This window comes from Pseudomonas trivialis, from assembly GCF_001439805.1.
Lineage (GTDB): Bacteria > Pseudomonadota > Gammaproteobacteria > Pseudomonadales > Pseudomonadaceae > Aquipseudomonas > Aquipseudomonas trivialis.
On the sequence record NZ_JYLK01000010.1, the window covers coordinates 121,542 to 137,851 of the forward strand.

Here is a 16,310-nt window from a genome sequence, read left to right on the forward strand (position 1 = left end):
GTTCAGTCCATCAAGGCGGCGGAAGGTGTGGCGGCGGCCGTGTCGGGCCAGTGCGTCACGAGCAGGTCGAGGGCTTCGCGGGCAATGCCGGGGGCCAGGCGGAAACCCGCACCGCTGCCGGCCCCGGCGAACACCAGGTGTTGCTCGGGGTGGTAGCTGACCCGCGACTCACCGCTGGGGCTGTAGCTGTCGCAGAACACCCGGCCACCACGGCAACGCGCCACCAGGTCGGGCAGGTAGCGCGCCAACGTGCGGGTGGCGACCTGCACGTCGTGGGCGTTGATTTCCAGCGCGTGTTTGCGCGGCGCCACGTCCCATTCGTCGCAGCGAAAGCTGAACAGCCACTGGTTACGCGCCGGCAACGGCATCAGGTAGGCGTCCGATTGCGGCAGGAACAGCGCGGCGGCATCCGCCGGCGGCCGGCCGTCGATATGCAGGGCCACCACCTTCTTCACACGCAGGCCGTGTTCGGCCGCGACGGCGGCAAAGGGCGACTCATTGACCCACGGCCCGGTGGCCATCAGGGTGCGCTGCGCCTGCACGCGGGAGCCGTCGCTGAGACGCAGGCCGGTGCGGGTGATGGCCTCCACGCCGACCCCTTCGATGCACTGCACATTCGCACTGGCCAGGCTCTGGCTGATCAGCAGCCGTGCCACCAGCGGCGGCTCGTAGCTTTCCGCCGTGCCGCCGCTGGACAGGTGTTCGTCGGCGCCGAGGTGCAGCGCGGTACCCAGGCGTTCGCCGAGGGCCTGCAGCGACACATCGGCCGGCAGCACGGGCGCCTCGACCACGGCGCGCCGGATATCGGCAGTGAACCCGTGATGGGCCAGCCAGTACACCGGCGCCTGGGTGGTGCGCAGGCCCAGCCGGTCACGCAAGGCGCGATACAGCCCGGCGCTCTCCCCGGCCAGGCGCCGCTCGCGCTCGGACTTGCCGGTGGCCAGCAGCACGCCCGCCGAATGCGCGGTGGCGCCGTCGCCGATGCGGAAGCGGTCGATCAGCAGGATCCGCCAGTGCGGGTAGCGCTGCACGGCGTGGTGCAGGGCCCAGGCACCGATAATGCCGCCGCCGACAATCACCAGGTCGAAATCGGCCTGCCGGCTCATGCCCACCACACCGAAAACACCTGGGCCTGGGTGGTGCTGTTATTGCGCACAAAATGCGGGCGCCACGGCTCGAAATACACGCTGCCGCCATTTTTGACCGCGTGCCAGGTGCCGTCGTAATACACCTCCAGATCGGCGCCGCTGATAAACCAGATTTCGTTCACCGCGTGTTTGTCTTCTTCGGTACCGCAGCCGGGCTCGATGGTGAAGCGCGAGGACTGGATCGGCGCATTGGTCAGCCGGCCGGAAAAGTGGTGCAGGTACAGGTGCACGCCTTGCAGCGCAACGGGTTCCTCGGTTTCGCGAATCACCGGGGCGTTGCCGTTGGGGGGCAGTGTGATGGGTTCCATGACGGGACTCCTGGGTCTAGTTGGCGACGGCGGCGAGGCGATCGAAGCGCCCATCGCTGACGTCGTCGAAGGCAGCGCTGGCGCCCCACTGGACGCAGGCTTCAGGCTCGTCCAGGTCGTAGAGGGGCTGGCCGCTGACACTGTTGATGATGTGCGCGCAACGCCAGGGGATCAGGCCCAGGTTGGGGTCGGCGATGCCTTTCTGGCTGCGCGCGGCGTTTTGCACATAGAGCGCCGAACCCTGCGGGCCGTCCCATTGCACCGAGTAGTCCGGGTTGAACACGTACTCGTCGTTGCGCCGCGTGATGCGCGGTTCGAGCGCCTCCAGGCACGCCGGCATCTGGTAGGCGTAGCCGGTGCACAGCACGGCGATGTCGGCGCTCAGTTCCTCGCGGGCCTGGCTGTGCCCGTGCAGCAGCGCCAGGCTCCAGTGCTGCGCGCGGGGCTGCACGGCCGTCAGCTCGCGGCCTGGCAGCAGACGGATGTGACAGGGGTGATGCAGCACATGCTTGAGTTCGTACAGACGCCGATAGATCGACTGCAACAGCGATTGCGAGATACCGTCGCTGGCCAGCTTTTGCTCGGCCAGCAGCGGTTGGCGCACGGCCTCGGGCTGGGCGAAGAAATGGTCGCTGTACTGCGGGGTGTACAGCTCGTTGGTAAACGGTGATTCGTCCAGCGGCGCGAAATTCCAGCGCCGCGACACCCAGGTCACGCTGGCCGGCAGTGCGCTGGTGTCGGACAGCAGGTGCTGGATGATCTCGGCGCCGGTCTGGCCGCCGCCAATCACCACCACGCGTTTGTCCTTGAGCGAACGCTTGCGGGTCATGTATTGCGAGGCATGAAACAGCGTCTCGCCCAGGTGCGCCTGCGCAAACGCCGGCACCGATGGTTGTTGGCCGGTGCCCAGCACCAGGTTGCGCGCCGGCTGCATCCAGGTATCGCCCTTGAGCATGAACAGGCCGTTGTCGAAGGTCACCGAACGCACGTCACGATTGAAGTGCAGGTTGGGCAACTGGCTGCACGCCCAGCGGTAGTACTGGTTGAATTCGCGGCGCAGCACCTGATCGAAATTGGCGTTGATAAAACTCAGCAGCTGTTTTTTCTTCGACAGGTAGGCCAGAAAAGACAGTGGGTTGGAGGGGTCGACCAGGCTGACCAGGTCCTTGAGGTAGTGCACCTGCAACCTGGCCTCGGGCACCATCATGCCCGCATGCCACTGGAACTCGCTGCTGCGCTCGAAGAAGGCCGAGCTGATGCCCGCATGGGGCCGGGCCAGTGCCGCCAGGCTCAGGTTGGCCGGACCGATGCCGATTCCCGCCATGTCTACCACTGCGGCTGCAGAGAGCACACTCATGATCACTATCCCTAATTGATGATGGTTTCAGATGCAGCAACGCCTCGCGATGATCACGAAGGCGCGCCGGGCGCTGGCTGTTACGGGTGGTGCTGTTACAGCGGGTGGCGCATCAACTTTCCACGGCCTGCACAATCGGGGCCTTGAGCATCAGGACACACAGCAGCATGGCCAGCAGCGACAAGCCGACCGCGACGCCGACCGCGACCTCAATGGCGTCGTCCAATGGCTGAACCGAGGTGAGCAACGCGCCGAAGATCGCCACGCCAAAGGCCGAGCCGCTTTGCCGGCTGGCGTTCAGGGTGCCGGCGGCGACGCCGGCCTTGGCGCGGTCGACCACGCTCATCAGTACGGCGGTGGCAGCCGGGGTGATGATTCCCGCGCCAAAACCCACCGCCGGGTAGCACAGCGCGATACGCCAGTACGGCGCGTCACCGGCCAGGGCGAACAGGCCGATAAAGCCCAGGGTGTACAAGCCGAAACCCGCCACCAGCACGGCGCGTGGGCCGTAGGCACGGGTCAGGCGACCGCAGGTGAAACTGCCGAGGGTGACCATGGCGGTCAGCGGCAGAAAGGCCAGCCCGGTTTCCAGCGGTGACCAGCCGCGATGAGTCTGGAAATACAGGCTCAGCAGGAAGAACAGCCCGTAGAACACCAGGGCCGAGGCCATCGACAGGAAGGTCGCGCCGGAAAAGGTCGGATTACGGAAATACTGCAGCGGCAGCATCGGGTCCTTGTGGCGGCTTTCGGTGACCAGGAACACACACCAGGCAATGCACGCGACGAACACGCCCGCATAGACCCATTCGGAACTCCAGCCCAGCCTGGCGCCCTCGATCAACACGGCCACCGACGAGCCCAGCGCGATAATCGCCGCGATTTGCCCGGTAACGTCCAGGTGTCGGTTGGGCGCCAGTGGCGCGGCGTGCGGGATGCGTGAGGTGAGCCATACGCCGATCAACGCAATCGGCACGTTGATCAGGAAAATGCTGCGCCAGCCGAACAGTTCGATCAGCACCCCGCCCACCAAAGGCCCGGCGGCCATGGCGATGCCGCCGCAGCCGGCCCACACGCCGATGGCACTGGCGCGCTGATGGGACTGCGGGTAGGCGCTGTTGATCAGCATCAACGAGCACGGCACCAGTAACGCCGCGCCCAGCCCTTGCAGCACGCGGGCGCCGACCAGTTCCGGGAGGTCGGTGGCCAGGCCGCACAGCGCGGACGCCAGGGCAAACAGGCCAAGGCCCAGGGCATAGATTTTTTTTGCGCCGAAGCGGTCGCCGAGCAGGCCGCCGGTGAGCAGCAGGCTGGCGAATGTGAGGGTGTAGGCGTTGATCACCCATTGCAGCCCGGTGATGTCCGAACCAAAGGTGGTGGAGATGGATTCCAGCGCCACGTTGACGATCGAGGTGTCGAGGATGACGACCACGTAACTGAGGCTGGTGGCGATCAGTACCTGTCGTTGATAGCGCGTGCTGAGTTCCATGACTGCGTGTTTCCTTAACGACAAGATTGCGGCGTGACTCATTGCGGCGTGACTATAAGCAGCTTTGTCCGATAAACGCTTCGAGGCGTGTCGAAGTGTTAGTGTTTGTGTCATTCTCGCCCTGATATCACCTGGCACAGCGCGGAGTTCAAGGGAATGACCCAACCTAAAATTTCATCCATCGCCTACCTGATCGCCGAACCGGTACGCGCCGTGATCCTGATCACCCTCGCCGACGGCAGTGCGCTGTCGGCCAGTGCCCTGGCCGATGCGGCGGGCGTGACACCGCAGACCGCCAGCTCGCACCTGGCCAAATTGCTCGACGGCGGCCTGCTCACCGTTGAAATCAAGGGCCGCAATCGCTTTTATCAGTTGGCCGGCCCCGACGTGTCCCATGTCCTCGAAAGCCTGGCCGCAGTGTCCCCGCAAACCAGTTCCTGGCGCAGCCTGCCCAACCGCGCGGCCCATGATCTGCGCTTCGCGCGCTGCTGCTACGACCATCTGGCGGGTCAGGTCGGTGTGGCCGTGACCCAGGGCATGCTGGAGCGCGGTTATATCCTGGAGCGCAACGAGCGCGAATACGTGCTGAGCCTGCGCGGCATCGAGTGGCTGCAATCGCTGAACCCGGAAAGCGGTGAACCGTGCTTTCAGGACCACGTGCAAGCGTGGCGCTGCCTGGACTGGACCGAGCGCGAGCACCATATCGCCGGCCCGCTCGGCAGCCATCTGCTGGACACCTTTACCCAGTTGGGCTGGCTGCGCCGGCAGGCGGGCAGCCGTGCCGTGTTTGTCACCGTGGCCGGCTGGCGTGCGTTCAAGACCCACCTGGGGATTGAGCACCTGCGCCATCTCGAAGCGCCGCTGCGCGTCTTGACCACGGCCTGATCCTCAAGCGGGCTGAGGACTGAACAGCCCTTCAATGTCCACGATCCGCCGCTCCTGCGCCGCCCCGCTCTGCTGCCAGGCTGGCAGGGCGTTGATGCGCGCGTACCAGGCCGCCACATGGGGATACTCGAGGAACGGCGCCTGGGTGCGCGGAATATGGCTCAGCGGCGCCGCCAGGTCGATATCGGCCAGGGTCAGGGCGTCGCCGACCATGAACGTCCGGGTGCGCAGATGCTCATCCAGCACCGCCGTGTAACGATGGATCGCGTGCAGCGCCTCGGCCACCAGTGCGGGGTTTTCGGCATTGCCCTTGAGACGCTCCATAAACCGCTGCTCGATCAGCACCGTGGGCCCGCGACGAAAATGCTCGGCGGCCCAGAACATCCACTTGAGGGTTTCGTACTTCGCCTTGCCCTGGGGCAGCAGTGCAGAACCGGCCTGCTCGGCCAGATAGATCATGATGGCCGAGGCTTCGAACAGCACCACATCGCCGTCAACGAACGTCGGGATGGTGCCGTTGGGGTTGAGGGCCAGGTACTCCGGCGTGCGGTTCTGGCCGCTGAACAGGTCGAGGAAGACGAATTCAACGTCCAGCCCCAGGCAAGCAGCGGTGGTCAGCACCCGCCGGGTGTTGCTTGAGCCTCGGTCGCCATACACTTTCATGCCACTGCCTCGTTTGTCTGTTCGTCGCTGAAGGCCGGGTGCTCGCTGAGCATCAGTGCCACCTCGGCAGCCTGGCGCACCGACTGGTACACCGAGTTGACCATCGGCGCCGCCAGGTAGGACGCCACGCCCAGCAGCCAGATGTTGTCCGGGCGGTCGGCACCCGGCAGGCTGACCTGCAATTGCGCAGAGACCGCCGGTGGCATGCAGGGGGTGCCGGCCGGCGCCTGTAATTCAAGGGCTTGGGGCGTGACATGGAACGGTTGTTTGTGAAAACCGCTGGCACACACCACGGCGTCGACCGCGTGGCTGTTGCCATGGTCGTCGTGGGCGATCCACCGGCCCTGCCACTCAAGCCGGGTGGGCACATGCGCGGCCAGTTGCAGGCGACCCTCGTCGATCCACTGCGACAGGGTGACGGCGGTTTGCAGGGGCACCGCGAACAGATAGCGCCCCACTGCTTCCCAGCAGTTTTGCAGCGCGGCCATGCGTACCGTCGCGGGCGCGGCGCGCAGTTTCAGGTCCGCCAGGTCCATGCAGTGCACCAGCAGGTTTTGCCAATCGGTCGCGCCACGGCTGGCCAGGGCGATTTCACCGCGCAGGCGTTGGGCCGGGTCGCGGCTGCGATCAATCTGCTCGCGCAGCGGACGCCCATTGATGGCCTTGGCCGCCTGGGCGAGCAGGCGCAGCAGATGCCAGTACAGCTTGGGACTTTCCAGGTTTAGCCGGGCAAATCGCGCTTCATCCAGGGCAACCGCACTGCGCCGTGGCGTGGCCGTGCGCACGCCCGGCAAGCGCCCGGAGGGTGACGCCATCAACACCTGGTGCCCCGCGCCGCACAGCAGCAATGCGCTGTCGACAGCGGACAGGCGGCTGCCGAGCACCAGCACCCGTGACCGGGCATTCAAGTGCTGCAACCAGGCGCCGGTGGGATAAGGCGTGGTGAAAATGCCCGGCGCGCCCACATGTGCCGCGACCTGCGGCGGCACACAGGGCGCCGCGCTGCCGGTGCACACCAGCACCGCAGCGGTGATGAGGTCGTCGCCATCGTCCAGCTGCAAGTGATAGCAACCGGGCCCAACCGGCTTGATACGCCGCACGGTTGCGCGCACGACTCGATGTGCGATGCCCCGTGCTTCGGCGAGGTCGCGGTATTGTGTATAACGCTGCTTGAGGTAGCCCGACACCCAGGCCCTGGGCACAAAACCGTCCTCACTGGCGGCAATGCCCTGGGCGTGCAGGTAACGCTGGAAGTCCTGCGGGTCATCGTCGAGCACCGACATCGTCTGCACCGAGGTGTTGCACAACAGCCCCTCCTCGGCGGTGGTGAAGGCGATCGAATCGGCGAGCCCCTGGGGATCGATCAGGTCGATACGCCGCGCCGTACCCAGGCGCACCAGCGCAATAAAGGCCGCAACGCCGGTGACCGAGGCGCCGATGATGGCGACCGCACGACTGAAGCTCACAACGCCCGCGCCAGCAAACGCACGCCGTACCAGCCCCAGTACACACGGTGGTAGGTGATCAGGCCGTTTTCGATTTCCATCATTTCCATCAAATCGACCTGCTCGCCCTTGGGCGTCTTGCGCGGGTATTCCCAGGTCAGGTTGCGCCCGTTGATAAAAGCCTTGTCGCTGCGATACCACTCGGCGAGGTCGCTGGGGAACTTGCGTTTGCTGTCTTCCATGAAGCGCTGGATGGTGGCGCGGCCTTGCAGCACGCCGCTGCCGTGATCGGGGTAGATGGCCAGCACCAGCGGCGTTTCGAATACTGCGTTTTCGGCATAGAGCGCCGCGGTGGCGGCCAGATCGCCGGCACAGACGGTGGTGTGCCAGGATTCGTAGATATCCAGCAGGCCAGGGTCGATGGACGAGGTCATGGCGGTTTCCTTGGGTGGCAGCGCTGGGCTGAGAGAGCCTGTGACTATAGGGAATGGCTGAGGGGGGATGCTTCGGGCTGGGTCGAAGTGTCTGACGGGGCGCTTGAGATCAAAAGCCAAAGCAAAGGCAGGTGCAACTCGCCGATCCACGTCTCTGTGGGAGCTGGCGTGCCTGTTTGCTTATATCATTCCGAATGATAGTCACCTTCGCCTCATTCGATTCGTGACATACCCTCACCCCGCGCATGATCCGCCCATCTCAAATACATTGGCGGATGCACCTCATGGAACAGTCACTCAAACACTTGCGCTTCCCCCTGGCGATATTGGCCGTGGTGGTGATGAGCGCCTGCGGCAAGACCCCCGATCAGGCCGCCGCCATGCCTCCGGCGAAAGTCAGCGTGGCCAAGGTGCTGGAACAACCGGTCAATGAGTGGGACGAATTCACCGGCCGTCTCGAAGCCCCGGAAACCGTGCAGATTCGTCCCCGGGTCTCTGGCCAGATTGATCAAGTCGCTTTTACCGAAGGCGCTTTGGTCAAGAAAGGCGACCTGCTGTTCCAGATCGACCCCCGCCCGTTCCAGGCGCAAGTGCGTCAGCTTGAAGCCCAGTTGCAACAGACGAAGGCCGCCGCCACCCGCAGCGATAACGAAGCCCAGCGCGGTGACCGTCTGCGCCAGAGCAACGCGATTTCCGCCGAACTGGCCGACTCGCGCACCACTGCCGCCCAGGAAGCCCGCGCCGCCGTTGCCGGGATCCAGGCGCAGTTGGACCTGGCCAAACTGAACCTGAGCTTTACCCGCGTGACCTCGCCGATCAGCGGGCGGGTCAGCCGCGCGCAGATCACCGCCGGCAACCTCGTGACGGCCGATACCACCGCACTGACCAGCGTGGTCTCCACCGACAAGGTGTACGCCTACTTCGACGCCGACGAGCGCGTGTACCTCAAGTACACCGAGCTGGCGCGCCAGGGCCGTCGTGGCGCGAGCACCCCGGTGTACCTGGGCCTGTCCAATGAAACCGGCAACCCGCACCTGGGCCAGATGAACTTCGTCGACAACCAGGTCAACCCGGCCACCGGCACCATTCGCGGGCGTGCCGTGTTCGATAACAGCAAGGGCGAATACACCCCTGGCCTGTATGCCCGCCTCAAGCTGGTGGGCAGCGGCACCTATTCGGCCGTGCTGATCAATGACGAGGCCGTGGGCACCGACCTTGGCAAGAAGTTCGTGCTGGTGATGGAAGGCGACAAGCCGGCTTACCGCGCGGTGGAACTGGGGCCGAAGATCGAAGGCCTGCGCATCGTGCGCAACGGCCTGGGCAAGGACGACACCATTGTGGTCAAGGGTCTGCAGCGCGTGCGCCCGGGTACACCGGTTTCCCCGGAGACCATCCCGATGGCCAGCCAGGAAACCCTCGCCGCCCTCGCCCAACAACGACACGCGCTTGAAGCCAGCAACCTCGAACAGGTGGCGCCGGAAAAAACCGCGCCCAAGCTCGCCGCTGTCGCGACTCCACGCGGTTAAGGGATACGACTCAAGATGAATTTTTCCAAGTTCTTCATTTCGCGGCCGATCTTCGCAGCGGTACTGTCGCTGTTGATCCTGATCGCGGGTGCAATCTCGCTGTTTCAATTACCGATCAGCGAGTACCCGGAAGTGGTGCCACCCACCGTGGTGGTACGCGCCAACTTCCCCGGCGCCAACCCCAAGGTCATCGGCGAAACCGTGGCCGCGCCGCTGGAGCAGGCAATCACCGGCGTCGAGAACATGCTGTACATGTCCTCGCAATCCACCGCTGACGGCAAGCTGACCCTGACCATCACCTTCGCCCTGGGCACCGACCTGGACAACGCGCAGGTGCAGGTGCAGAACCGCGTGACGCGCACTCAGCCCAAACTGCCCGAGGAAGTGACGCGCATCGGTATCACCGTGGACAAGGCCTCCCCGGACCTGACCATGGTGGTGCACGTTACCTCGCCGGATCAGCGCTACGACATGCTCTACCTGTCCAACTACGCGATCCTCAATATCAAGGACGAGCTGGCCCGCCTCGGCGGCGTCGGCGATGTGCAACTGTTCGGCATGGGCGACTACTCCCTGCGTGTCTGGCTGGACCCGAACAAGACCGCCTCGCGCAACCTGACCGCCACCGATGTGGTGACGGCGATTCGCGAACAGAACCGCCAGGTGGCGGCCGGTGCCCTGGGCGCGCAGCCTGCGCCCACCGACACCAGCTTCCAGCTGTCGGTGAACACCCAGGGTCGCCTGGTGACGGAAGAAGAGTTCGAGAACATCGTGATCCGCGCCGGTGACAACGGCGAGATCACCCGTCTCAAGGACGTCGCACGGGTTGAACTGGGCTCCAGCCAATACGCCCTGCGCTCGCTGATCGACAACCAGCCGGCCGTGGCAATCCCGATCTTCCAGCGCCCTGGCTCCAACGCCATCGACATCTCCAACGAAGTGCGCGCCAAAATGGCGGAGCTGAAAAAGAGCTTCCCCGAAGGCATGGATTACCGCATCGCCTACGACCCGACGGTGTTCGTGCGCGGCTCCATCGAGGCGGTGGTGCACACCCTGTTCGAAGCATTGATTCTGGTTGTGCTGGTGGTGATCCTGTTCCTGCAGACCTGGCGCGCGTCGATCATCCCGCTGGTGGCGGTGCCGGTGTCGTTGATCGGGACCTTTGCGGTGATGCACCTGTTCGGCTTTTCGCTCAATGCGCTGTCGCTGTTCGGCCTGGTGTTGGCCATTGGTATCGTGGTGGACGATGCCATCGTGGTGGTGGAGAACGTCGAGCGTAATATCGAACTGGGGCTGGAACCCTTTCCGGCCACTGAAAAGGCCATGAGCGAAGTGACCGGCCCGATCATCGCCACCGCGCTGGTGCTGTGTGCGGTGTTCATTCCGGCGGCGTTCATCAGCGGCCTGACCGGGCAGTTCTACAAGCAGTTCGCCCTGACCATTGCGATTTCCACGGTGATTTCGGCGTTCAACTCGCTGACCCTGTCCCCTGCCCTGGCCGCCGTGTTGCTGCGCAGCCATGACGCGCCGAAGGACCGTTTCTCCAGGGTGCTCGACAAGCTGTTCGGCGGCTGGTTGTTCCGGCCGTTCAATCGCTTCTTCGAGAAAGCCAGCCACGGTTACGTCGGCACCGTACGCCGGGTGATTCGCGGCAGCGGTATCGCGTTGTTCCTGTACGCCGGGTTGATGGTGCTGACCTGGTTCGGCTTTGCCCACACCCCCACCGGTTTCGTGCCGGCCCAGGACAAGCAATACCTGGTGGCCTTCGCGCAATTGCCGGACGCCGCCAGCCTGGACCGCACTGAAGCGGTGATCAAGCGCATGTCCGACATCGCCTTGAAGCAGCCGGGCGTGGAAAGTGCCATCGCCTTCCCGGGCCTGTCGATCAACGGTTTTACCAACAGCCCGAACAACGGCATCGTGTTCGTGACCTTGAAGCCGTTCGATGAGCGCAAGGACGCGAGCCTGTCCGCCGGTGCGATTGCCGGTGCCTTGAACGGCCAGTACAGCGGCATCCAGGAAGCCTACATGGCGATCTTCCCGCCGCCGCCGGTGCAGGGTCTGGGCACCATCGGGGGCTTCCGTCTGCAAGTCGAAGACCGTGGCAACCTGGGCTACGACGAGCTGTACAAGGAAGTGCAGAACATCATTGCCAAGAGCCGTGGCGTGCCGGAGCTGTTTGGTCTGTTCACCAGCTACACGGTGAACGTGCCCCAGGTCGATGCCGCCATCGACCGTGAAAAGGCCAAGACCCACGGCGTGGCGATCAGCGACATCTTCGACACCCTGCAGATCTACCTGGGCTCGTTGTACGCCAACGACTTCAACCGCTTTGGCCGCACCTACCAGGTCAACGTGCAGGCTGAACAACCGTTCCGCCAGGACGAAGACCAGATCGGCCAGTTGAAAGTGCGCAACAACAAGGGCGAGATGATCCCGCTGGCGACCTTCATCAAGGTCAGCGACACCTCGGGGCCCGACCGCGTGATGCACTACAACGGCTTTATCACCGCAGAGATCAACGGCAACGCCGCACCGGGCTACAGCTCCGGCCAGGCTCAGGCGGCGATTGAAAAGCTGTTGAAGGATGAATTGCCCAATGGCATGACCTACGAGTGGACCGACCTGACCTATCAGCAGATTCTTTCGGGCAACACCGCGCTGTTCGTGTTCCCGCTCTGCGTGTTGCTGGCGTTCCTGGTGCTGGCCGCCCAGTACGAAAGCTGGAGCCTGCCGCTGGCGGTGATCCTGATCGTGCCGATGACCCTGCTGTCGGCGATCACCGGGGTGATCATCTCGGGCAGCGACAACAACATCTTTACCCAGATCGGTCTGATCGTACTGGTGGGCCTGGCGTGCAAGAACGCGATTCTGATCGTCGAGTTCGCCAAGGACAAACAGGCCGAGGGCCTTGACCCGCTGGCTGCGGTGCTCGAAGCCTGCCGCCTGCGTCTGCGGCCGATCCTGATGACCTCGTTCGCCTTCATCATGGGCGTGGTGCCACTGGTGCTGTCCAGCGGTGCGGGTGCCGAGATGCGCCATGCCATGGGTGTGGCGGTGTTCTCCGGGATGATCGGGGTGACCTTCTTCGGCCTGTTGCTGACGCCGGTGTTCTACGTACTGATCCGTCGCTATGTGGAGCGCAGCCAGGCGCGCAAAGCGGCCAGGGCCTTGAAGCTGGAGACACAGCCATGAGCGTGAAACTATTCCTGCCGAGCTTGCTGGTGCTGGCGCTCGCCGCCTGTGCCGTCGGCCCGGACTACAAAACCCAGACCCCGGAGGCGGCGAACATCACCGCCGCCGCGGATGCAAAACAATACGATCACGCCAAGTTCGAAGGTATCTGGTGGCAGCAGTTCGAGGACCCGACCCTCAATCAGTTGGTGACTCAGTCGCTGCAAGGCAACCGTGACCTGCGCGTGGCGTTTGCCCGTCTGCGTGCGGCCCGGGCGATTCGTGATGACGCCAGCAATGACGCCATGCCGACCATCACCAGCCGCGCCAGCAGTGATTTGGCCAAGGGGCAGATTCCTGGCCAGACCACCCGGCGGGTCAACAGCGAACGTTATGACCTGGGGCTGGACATGGCCTGGGAGCTGGACCTGTTCGGCCGCATCCAGCGCAACCTGGAAGCCAGCGACGCCGACCAGCAGGCAGCCGAGGCCGACCTGTACCAGTTGCAAGTGAGCATGATTGCCGAACTGGTGGATGCCTACGGCCAGTTGCGCGGTGCGCAACTGCGCGAACGCATTGCCCTGGACAATCTGAAGAACCAGCAGGACTCGCGCAGCATCACGGTGAGCCTGCGTGATGCCGGTGTGGGCGACCAGCTCGATGTGGAGCGCGCCGACGCACGCCTGGCCTCGGTGGAAGCCAGCGTGCCGCAACTGCAGGCCGAACAGGTGCGCGAGCGTAACCGCATCGCCACCCTGCTCGGCCAGCGCCCGGACAAGCTCAGCGTCGACCTGAGCCCCAAAGACCTGCCGGCGATTGCCAAGGCGCTGCCGATTGGCGACCCGGGGCAACTGCTGCAACGGCGTCCGGACATCCTCAGCGCCGAACGCAAGCTGGCCGCCGCCACCGCCCGCATTGGCGTGGCCAAGGCCGACCTGTTCCCACGGGTCAGCCTCAGCGGCTTCCTCGGTTTTACCGCCGGGCGCGGTTCGCAGATCGGCTCGGCGGCAGCCAACGCCTGGGCGCTTGGCCCAAGCATTACCTGGGCGGCGTTCGACCTGGGCAGCGTGCGTGCGCGCTTGCGCGGCGCGGATGCCGAGGCCGATGGCGCGCTGGCGACCTATGAGCAACAGGTGCTGCTGGCGCTGGAAGAATCGGAAAATGCTTTCAGTGATTACGGCAAACGCCAACAGCGGCTGCTGTCGTTGATCCGTCAGAGTGAGTCCAGCCGGGCCGCTGCCGATCTCGCGGCGATTCGTTATCGCGAAGGCACCGTGGACTTTTTGGTATTGCTTGATGCCCAACGGGAACGTCTGGCCGCCGAAGACGCCCAGGCTCAGGCCGAAGTGGATCTGTATCGCGCGATTGTAGCGATCTACAAGGCGCTGGGCGGCGGCTGGCAACCGGATACGGTCATCGCGAACGCGAAGTAATGTGAAGAGCTCCTTTGGTTGGTCGCATCCAGCCAATTTTAGCCCCGCGGCCCATTCGGTCACGGGGCTTTTTTTGGCTTTTGGGAAAGGAGCTACGGGACAAGTTATAACTTCTGTCAGACACTTCTCAAATTAAGCAATCAACTTAAAGTCGGCCATGAGCGGTCGATAACGGTATGTACGTTTAATTCCCGCGAGGCAACGCAGATGGACATGATGCTGACAATACCCAATACCCTGTCCAAGCAGTCGGATGGTTTTTTGATCAAGAACCCCACCAAGACGACTAACGTGTACACATTTACCGAGGCGTCCAAAGCTGCTGACGAATTGAAGTTGTGGAAACAGGAGCAGTTGACGGAGCTGAAGGCATTTCTGAAGGATTACGACATGACGTCGATCAGCACCGATGAACTTAAGGTGGTGGGGAGGCGGTTATATGAGAGTGGCGTAATCGACGTCAATGCTTTCGGTATTTTCATATCCGGGGACGGCGGGTTTGATGCGCAGGGTCGCCAGGCGAATACGCACGTCAAATATAATGCATTGGCCTTGTTCGATGAGCAACTGGAGGATTATCTCGCGTTTGTTAAAAGCAATCCAAATGTTGGTAGATCGCAAGGAATTCCTGAGTATATACAAGGCATGTTCGACGCTAACCGCGCAATTAATGCATTGGCATACTTCGTGAACTCTTCGAGAGAAGATCTGTCGGTTGATGAATATGCATGACGATCGCCTGCCACAGCGTGCTGGCGCTACAGCACACTGTGGCTTTCAGGCTGTCAGCGACCGTACCTGACTGTTCCTGAATAGGACTTAGGCGCCCCATCGGGGTTTATCAGTACCACACGATAAGTACCAAAGGGGCCTACCCACAGCGCGTTCGCCGACAATGGATTGCCCGCCACTATTTTCCACGCGGCCCCCACTGCTTGCTGAATATAAATCTGCGGCGCTCTACCTGCACCACCGGCGGAAACCATTGCAGATATATTTGCGTTTAAACAACCATTATCCCCGGTTATCGTGAAGGGTCCGAAAGCCGTGCCTTCGGTGTCAGGTGGTACAACGCCGGTATAACTTTCCGAGATATTTAAACACAGCGCCGACACCTCAACAGAAACCAACATCAACGCAGCAACAGACAATGCAATAAAACCTTTCATACGTTCACCCTGACAAGAGTAATGAGCTTGATGTTTACGGCGCATTACTCAGGGTTGGAACTGCACGTCTCAGCCACCGGGTAGGACCGTGACCAAAACTGTGCATGACTTTTTATTCGATGTAAGCCAGCCGCTTCCTAAAAACAGTAAGGACCGCTCTGTCATACTTAACAGAAGGACGTTGTCAGCAACGTCCTAGTCCCGCACTGGCACTACTTGCCAGGCATTATTTCGTTCAGGATCAAACTTCGATAATGGCCCGGATTTGATCCTGACCATTTACGAAAGGCTTTATAAAAGGAACTGGTGTCGGCAAACCCCAACCGGGCGGCAATCTCGGCAAAACTGATCTGCGGTTCGGCCAGCCATACGATGGCCAACTCTTTACGCACGTTGTCCTTGAGGCCCTGGTAGGTCTGCCCTTCTTCAGCCAGGCGCCGTCGCAGGGTGGAGGCGGAAACGCACAGCGAGGCCGCGAGGCCGTCGGTTTCCGGCCAGGTGTCAGCGGGCATCTGGCGCAGGTCGTGCTTGATGCGCGTGGCCAGGCTTTGCGGGTCGCGGTATTTGACCAGTATGTTGGCCGGCGCATGGGCGAGAAAACGCTGCAGCTCCTGTGGGCTGCGCTTGATCGGCAGATCGAGGCAATCGGCGGCGAAGATCATGCGCGTTCGCGGACGATTGAAGCGCAGATTGTCGGAAAACATCACCCGATAGTCGTCGCAGAAATCCGGCGGCGGGCAACGCAGTTCGATGGCCAGAATCGGGATGCGCCGCCCCGCCAGCCAGCAGGCCACGCCGTGCACGATCATCCAGTAGGTGAAATAGGTAAACGCTCGCCTGGGCTCGGGTTCAGGTTCGAGCAGCACCATTTCCGCCAGGCTCTGCTGGCGCACCAACTGCGCCGGCAGGCGTTCCAGCATCAACGACAGAAACCCAAGGCCTGTCTCCAGCCCTGCGGCAAGGCTGGGCTGTGCCATGCACGCCCGGCAGAGAAACGCCAGGCTGCCGGACTTGAGCTTGCGCGGGTCCATGCCAAAGAACTCATCGTCACTGCGCCGCGCGAGCAAACGCCACAGGCGCGCATAGGCCGTGGCGGGCACGCGGGCGAGCGGCTGCTCCAACAGCGCCGGGTCGATGCCGACCTTGCTCAGGGCCTCGAGCGTGACCGCGCCCGGCGCACAGCTCTGCAGCAGGGCCTCGCGCACAAGGTGGACAGAGATGGTGTCTTTTTCCGACATGGGCTGCGAGGCAATCCGATCACGCTGAAGATGGCGAGCATCAT

Annotated in this window: 14 protein-coding genes; 5 read left to right on the forward strand and 9 right to left on the reverse strand. The window is 63.1% G+C overall.

The window, feature by feature from the left end:
- Window positions 1-2: 2 nt before the first annotated feature.
- The 4 genes from TU79_RS15925 to TU79_RS15940 form a co-directional block, all read right to left on the reverse strand.
- A complete protein-coding gene (locus tag TU79_RS15925; RefSeq protein ID WP_057008925.1) occupies window positions 3-1,106 on the reverse strand; it encodes an NAD(P)/FAD-dependent oxidoreductase in 1,104 nt (367 codons plus the stop codon).
- Window positions 1,103-1,456 carry a cupin domain-containing protein gene (locus TU79_RS15930; protein ID WP_057008863.1) on the reverse strand — a complete coding sequence of 118 codons (354 nt, stop codon included), beginning with the start codon at window positions 1,454-1,456 and terminating at the stop codon, window positions 1,103-1,105. The genes TU79_RS15925 and TU79_RS15930 overlap by 4 nt, the downstream gene beginning before the upstream one ends.
- Before the next feature lie 16 nt (window positions 1,457-1,472).
- Entirely contained in the window at window positions 1,473-2,813 is a 1,341-nt protein-coding gene (locus TU79_RS15935) for a lysine N(6)-hydroxylase/L-ornithine N(5)-oxygenase family protein (protein WP_231986808.1), read from the reverse strand.
- 112 nt (window positions 2,814-2,925) lie between these two features.
- Window positions 2,926-4,299 (reverse strand): MFS transporter, encoded by a 1,374-nt coding sequence (locus TU79_RS15940; protein ID WP_057008865.1) that lies wholly within the window; start codon window positions 4,297-4,299, stop codon window positions 2,926-2,928.
- 156 nt (window positions 4,300-4,455) lie between these two features.
- Between TU79_RS15940 and TU79_RS15945 the strand changes: the two genes are divergently transcribed.
- Entirely contained in the window at window positions 4,456-5,184 is a 729-nt protein-coding gene (locus TU79_RS15945) for an ArsR/SmtB family transcription factor (RefSeq protein ID WP_057008866.1), read from the forward strand.
- A gap of 3 nt (window positions 5,185-5,187) precedes the next feature.
- Here TU79_RS15945 and TU79_RS15950 read toward each other — a convergent pair whose 3' ends face one another.
- The 3 genes from TU79_RS15950 to TU79_RS15960 are packed head-to-tail and all read right to left on the reverse strand — an operon-like array spanning window position 5,188 to window position 7,726.
- Window positions 5,188-5,847: a glutathione S-transferase family protein gene (locus TU79_RS15950; RefSeq protein WP_057008867.1), complete on the reverse strand. Its 660-nt coding sequence runs from the start codon at window positions 5,845-5,847 to the stop codon at window positions 5,188-5,190.
- A complete protein-coding gene (locus TU79_RS15955; RefSeq protein WP_057008868.1) occupies window positions 5,844-7,313 on the reverse strand; it encodes an FAD/NAD(P)-binding protein in 1,470 nt (489 codons plus the stop codon). The genes TU79_RS15950 and TU79_RS15955 overlap by 4 nt, the downstream gene beginning before the upstream one ends.
- Window positions 7,310-7,726: a nuclear transport factor 2 family protein gene (locus TU79_RS15960; RefSeq protein ID WP_057008869.1), complete on the reverse strand. Its 417-nt coding sequence runs from the start codon at window positions 7,724-7,726 to the stop codon at window positions 7,310-7,312. The genes TU79_RS15955 and TU79_RS15960 overlap by 4 nt, the downstream gene beginning before the upstream one ends.
- 284 nt (window positions 7,727-8,010) lie before the next feature.
- Between TU79_RS15960 and mexE the strand changes: the two genes are divergently transcribed.
- The 4 genes from mexE (at window position 8,011) to TU79_RS15980 (ending at window position 14,591) form a co-directional block, all read left to right on the forward strand.
- Entirely contained in the window at window positions 8,011-9,252 is a 1,242-nt protein-coding gene (gene mexE / locus TU79_RS15965) for a multidrug efflux RND transporter periplasmic adaptor subunit MexE (protein ID WP_057008926.1), read from the forward strand.
- Between the two features lie 15 nt (window positions 9,253-9,267).
- On the forward strand, window positions 9,268-12,447 hold the full coding sequence (locus TU79_RS15970) for an efflux RND transporter permease subunit (protein ID WP_057008870.1): 3,180 nt from the start codon (window positions 9,268-9,270) through the stop codon (window positions 12,445-12,447).
- On the forward strand, window positions 12,444-13,859 hold the full coding sequence (locus TU79_RS15975; RefSeq protein WP_057008871.1) for an efflux transporter outer membrane subunit: 1,416 nt from the start codon (window positions 12,444-12,446) through the stop codon (window positions 13,857-13,859). The genes TU79_RS15970 and TU79_RS15975 overlap by 4 nt, the downstream gene beginning before the upstream one ends.
- A gap of 207 nt (window positions 13,860-14,066) precedes the next feature.
- Complete coding sequence (locus TU79_RS15980; protein WP_057008872.1) at window positions 14,067-14,591, forward strand: hypothetical protein; 525 nt, start codon at window positions 14,067-14,069, stop codon at window positions 14,589-14,591.
- Between the two features lie 53 nt (window positions 14,592-14,644).
- On the opposite strand, the gene TU79_RS26085 is transcribed toward TU79_RS15980, so the two are convergent.
- Together TU79_RS26085 and TU79_RS15985 are read right to left on the reverse strand one after the other, a co-directional pair.
- Window positions 14,645-15,028: a hypothetical protein gene (locus tag TU79_RS26085; RefSeq protein ID WP_139136817.1), complete on the reverse strand. Its 384-nt coding sequence runs from the start codon at window positions 15,026-15,028 to the stop codon at window positions 14,645-14,647.
- A 212-nt stretch (window positions 15,029-15,240) separates the two neighbouring features.
- On the reverse strand, window positions 15,241-16,266 hold the full coding sequence (locus tag TU79_RS15985; RefSeq protein WP_057008927.1) for an AraC family transcriptional regulator: 1,026 nt from the start codon (window positions 16,264-16,266) through the stop codon (window positions 15,241-15,243).
- Window positions 16,267-16,310: the final 44 nt, after the last annotated feature.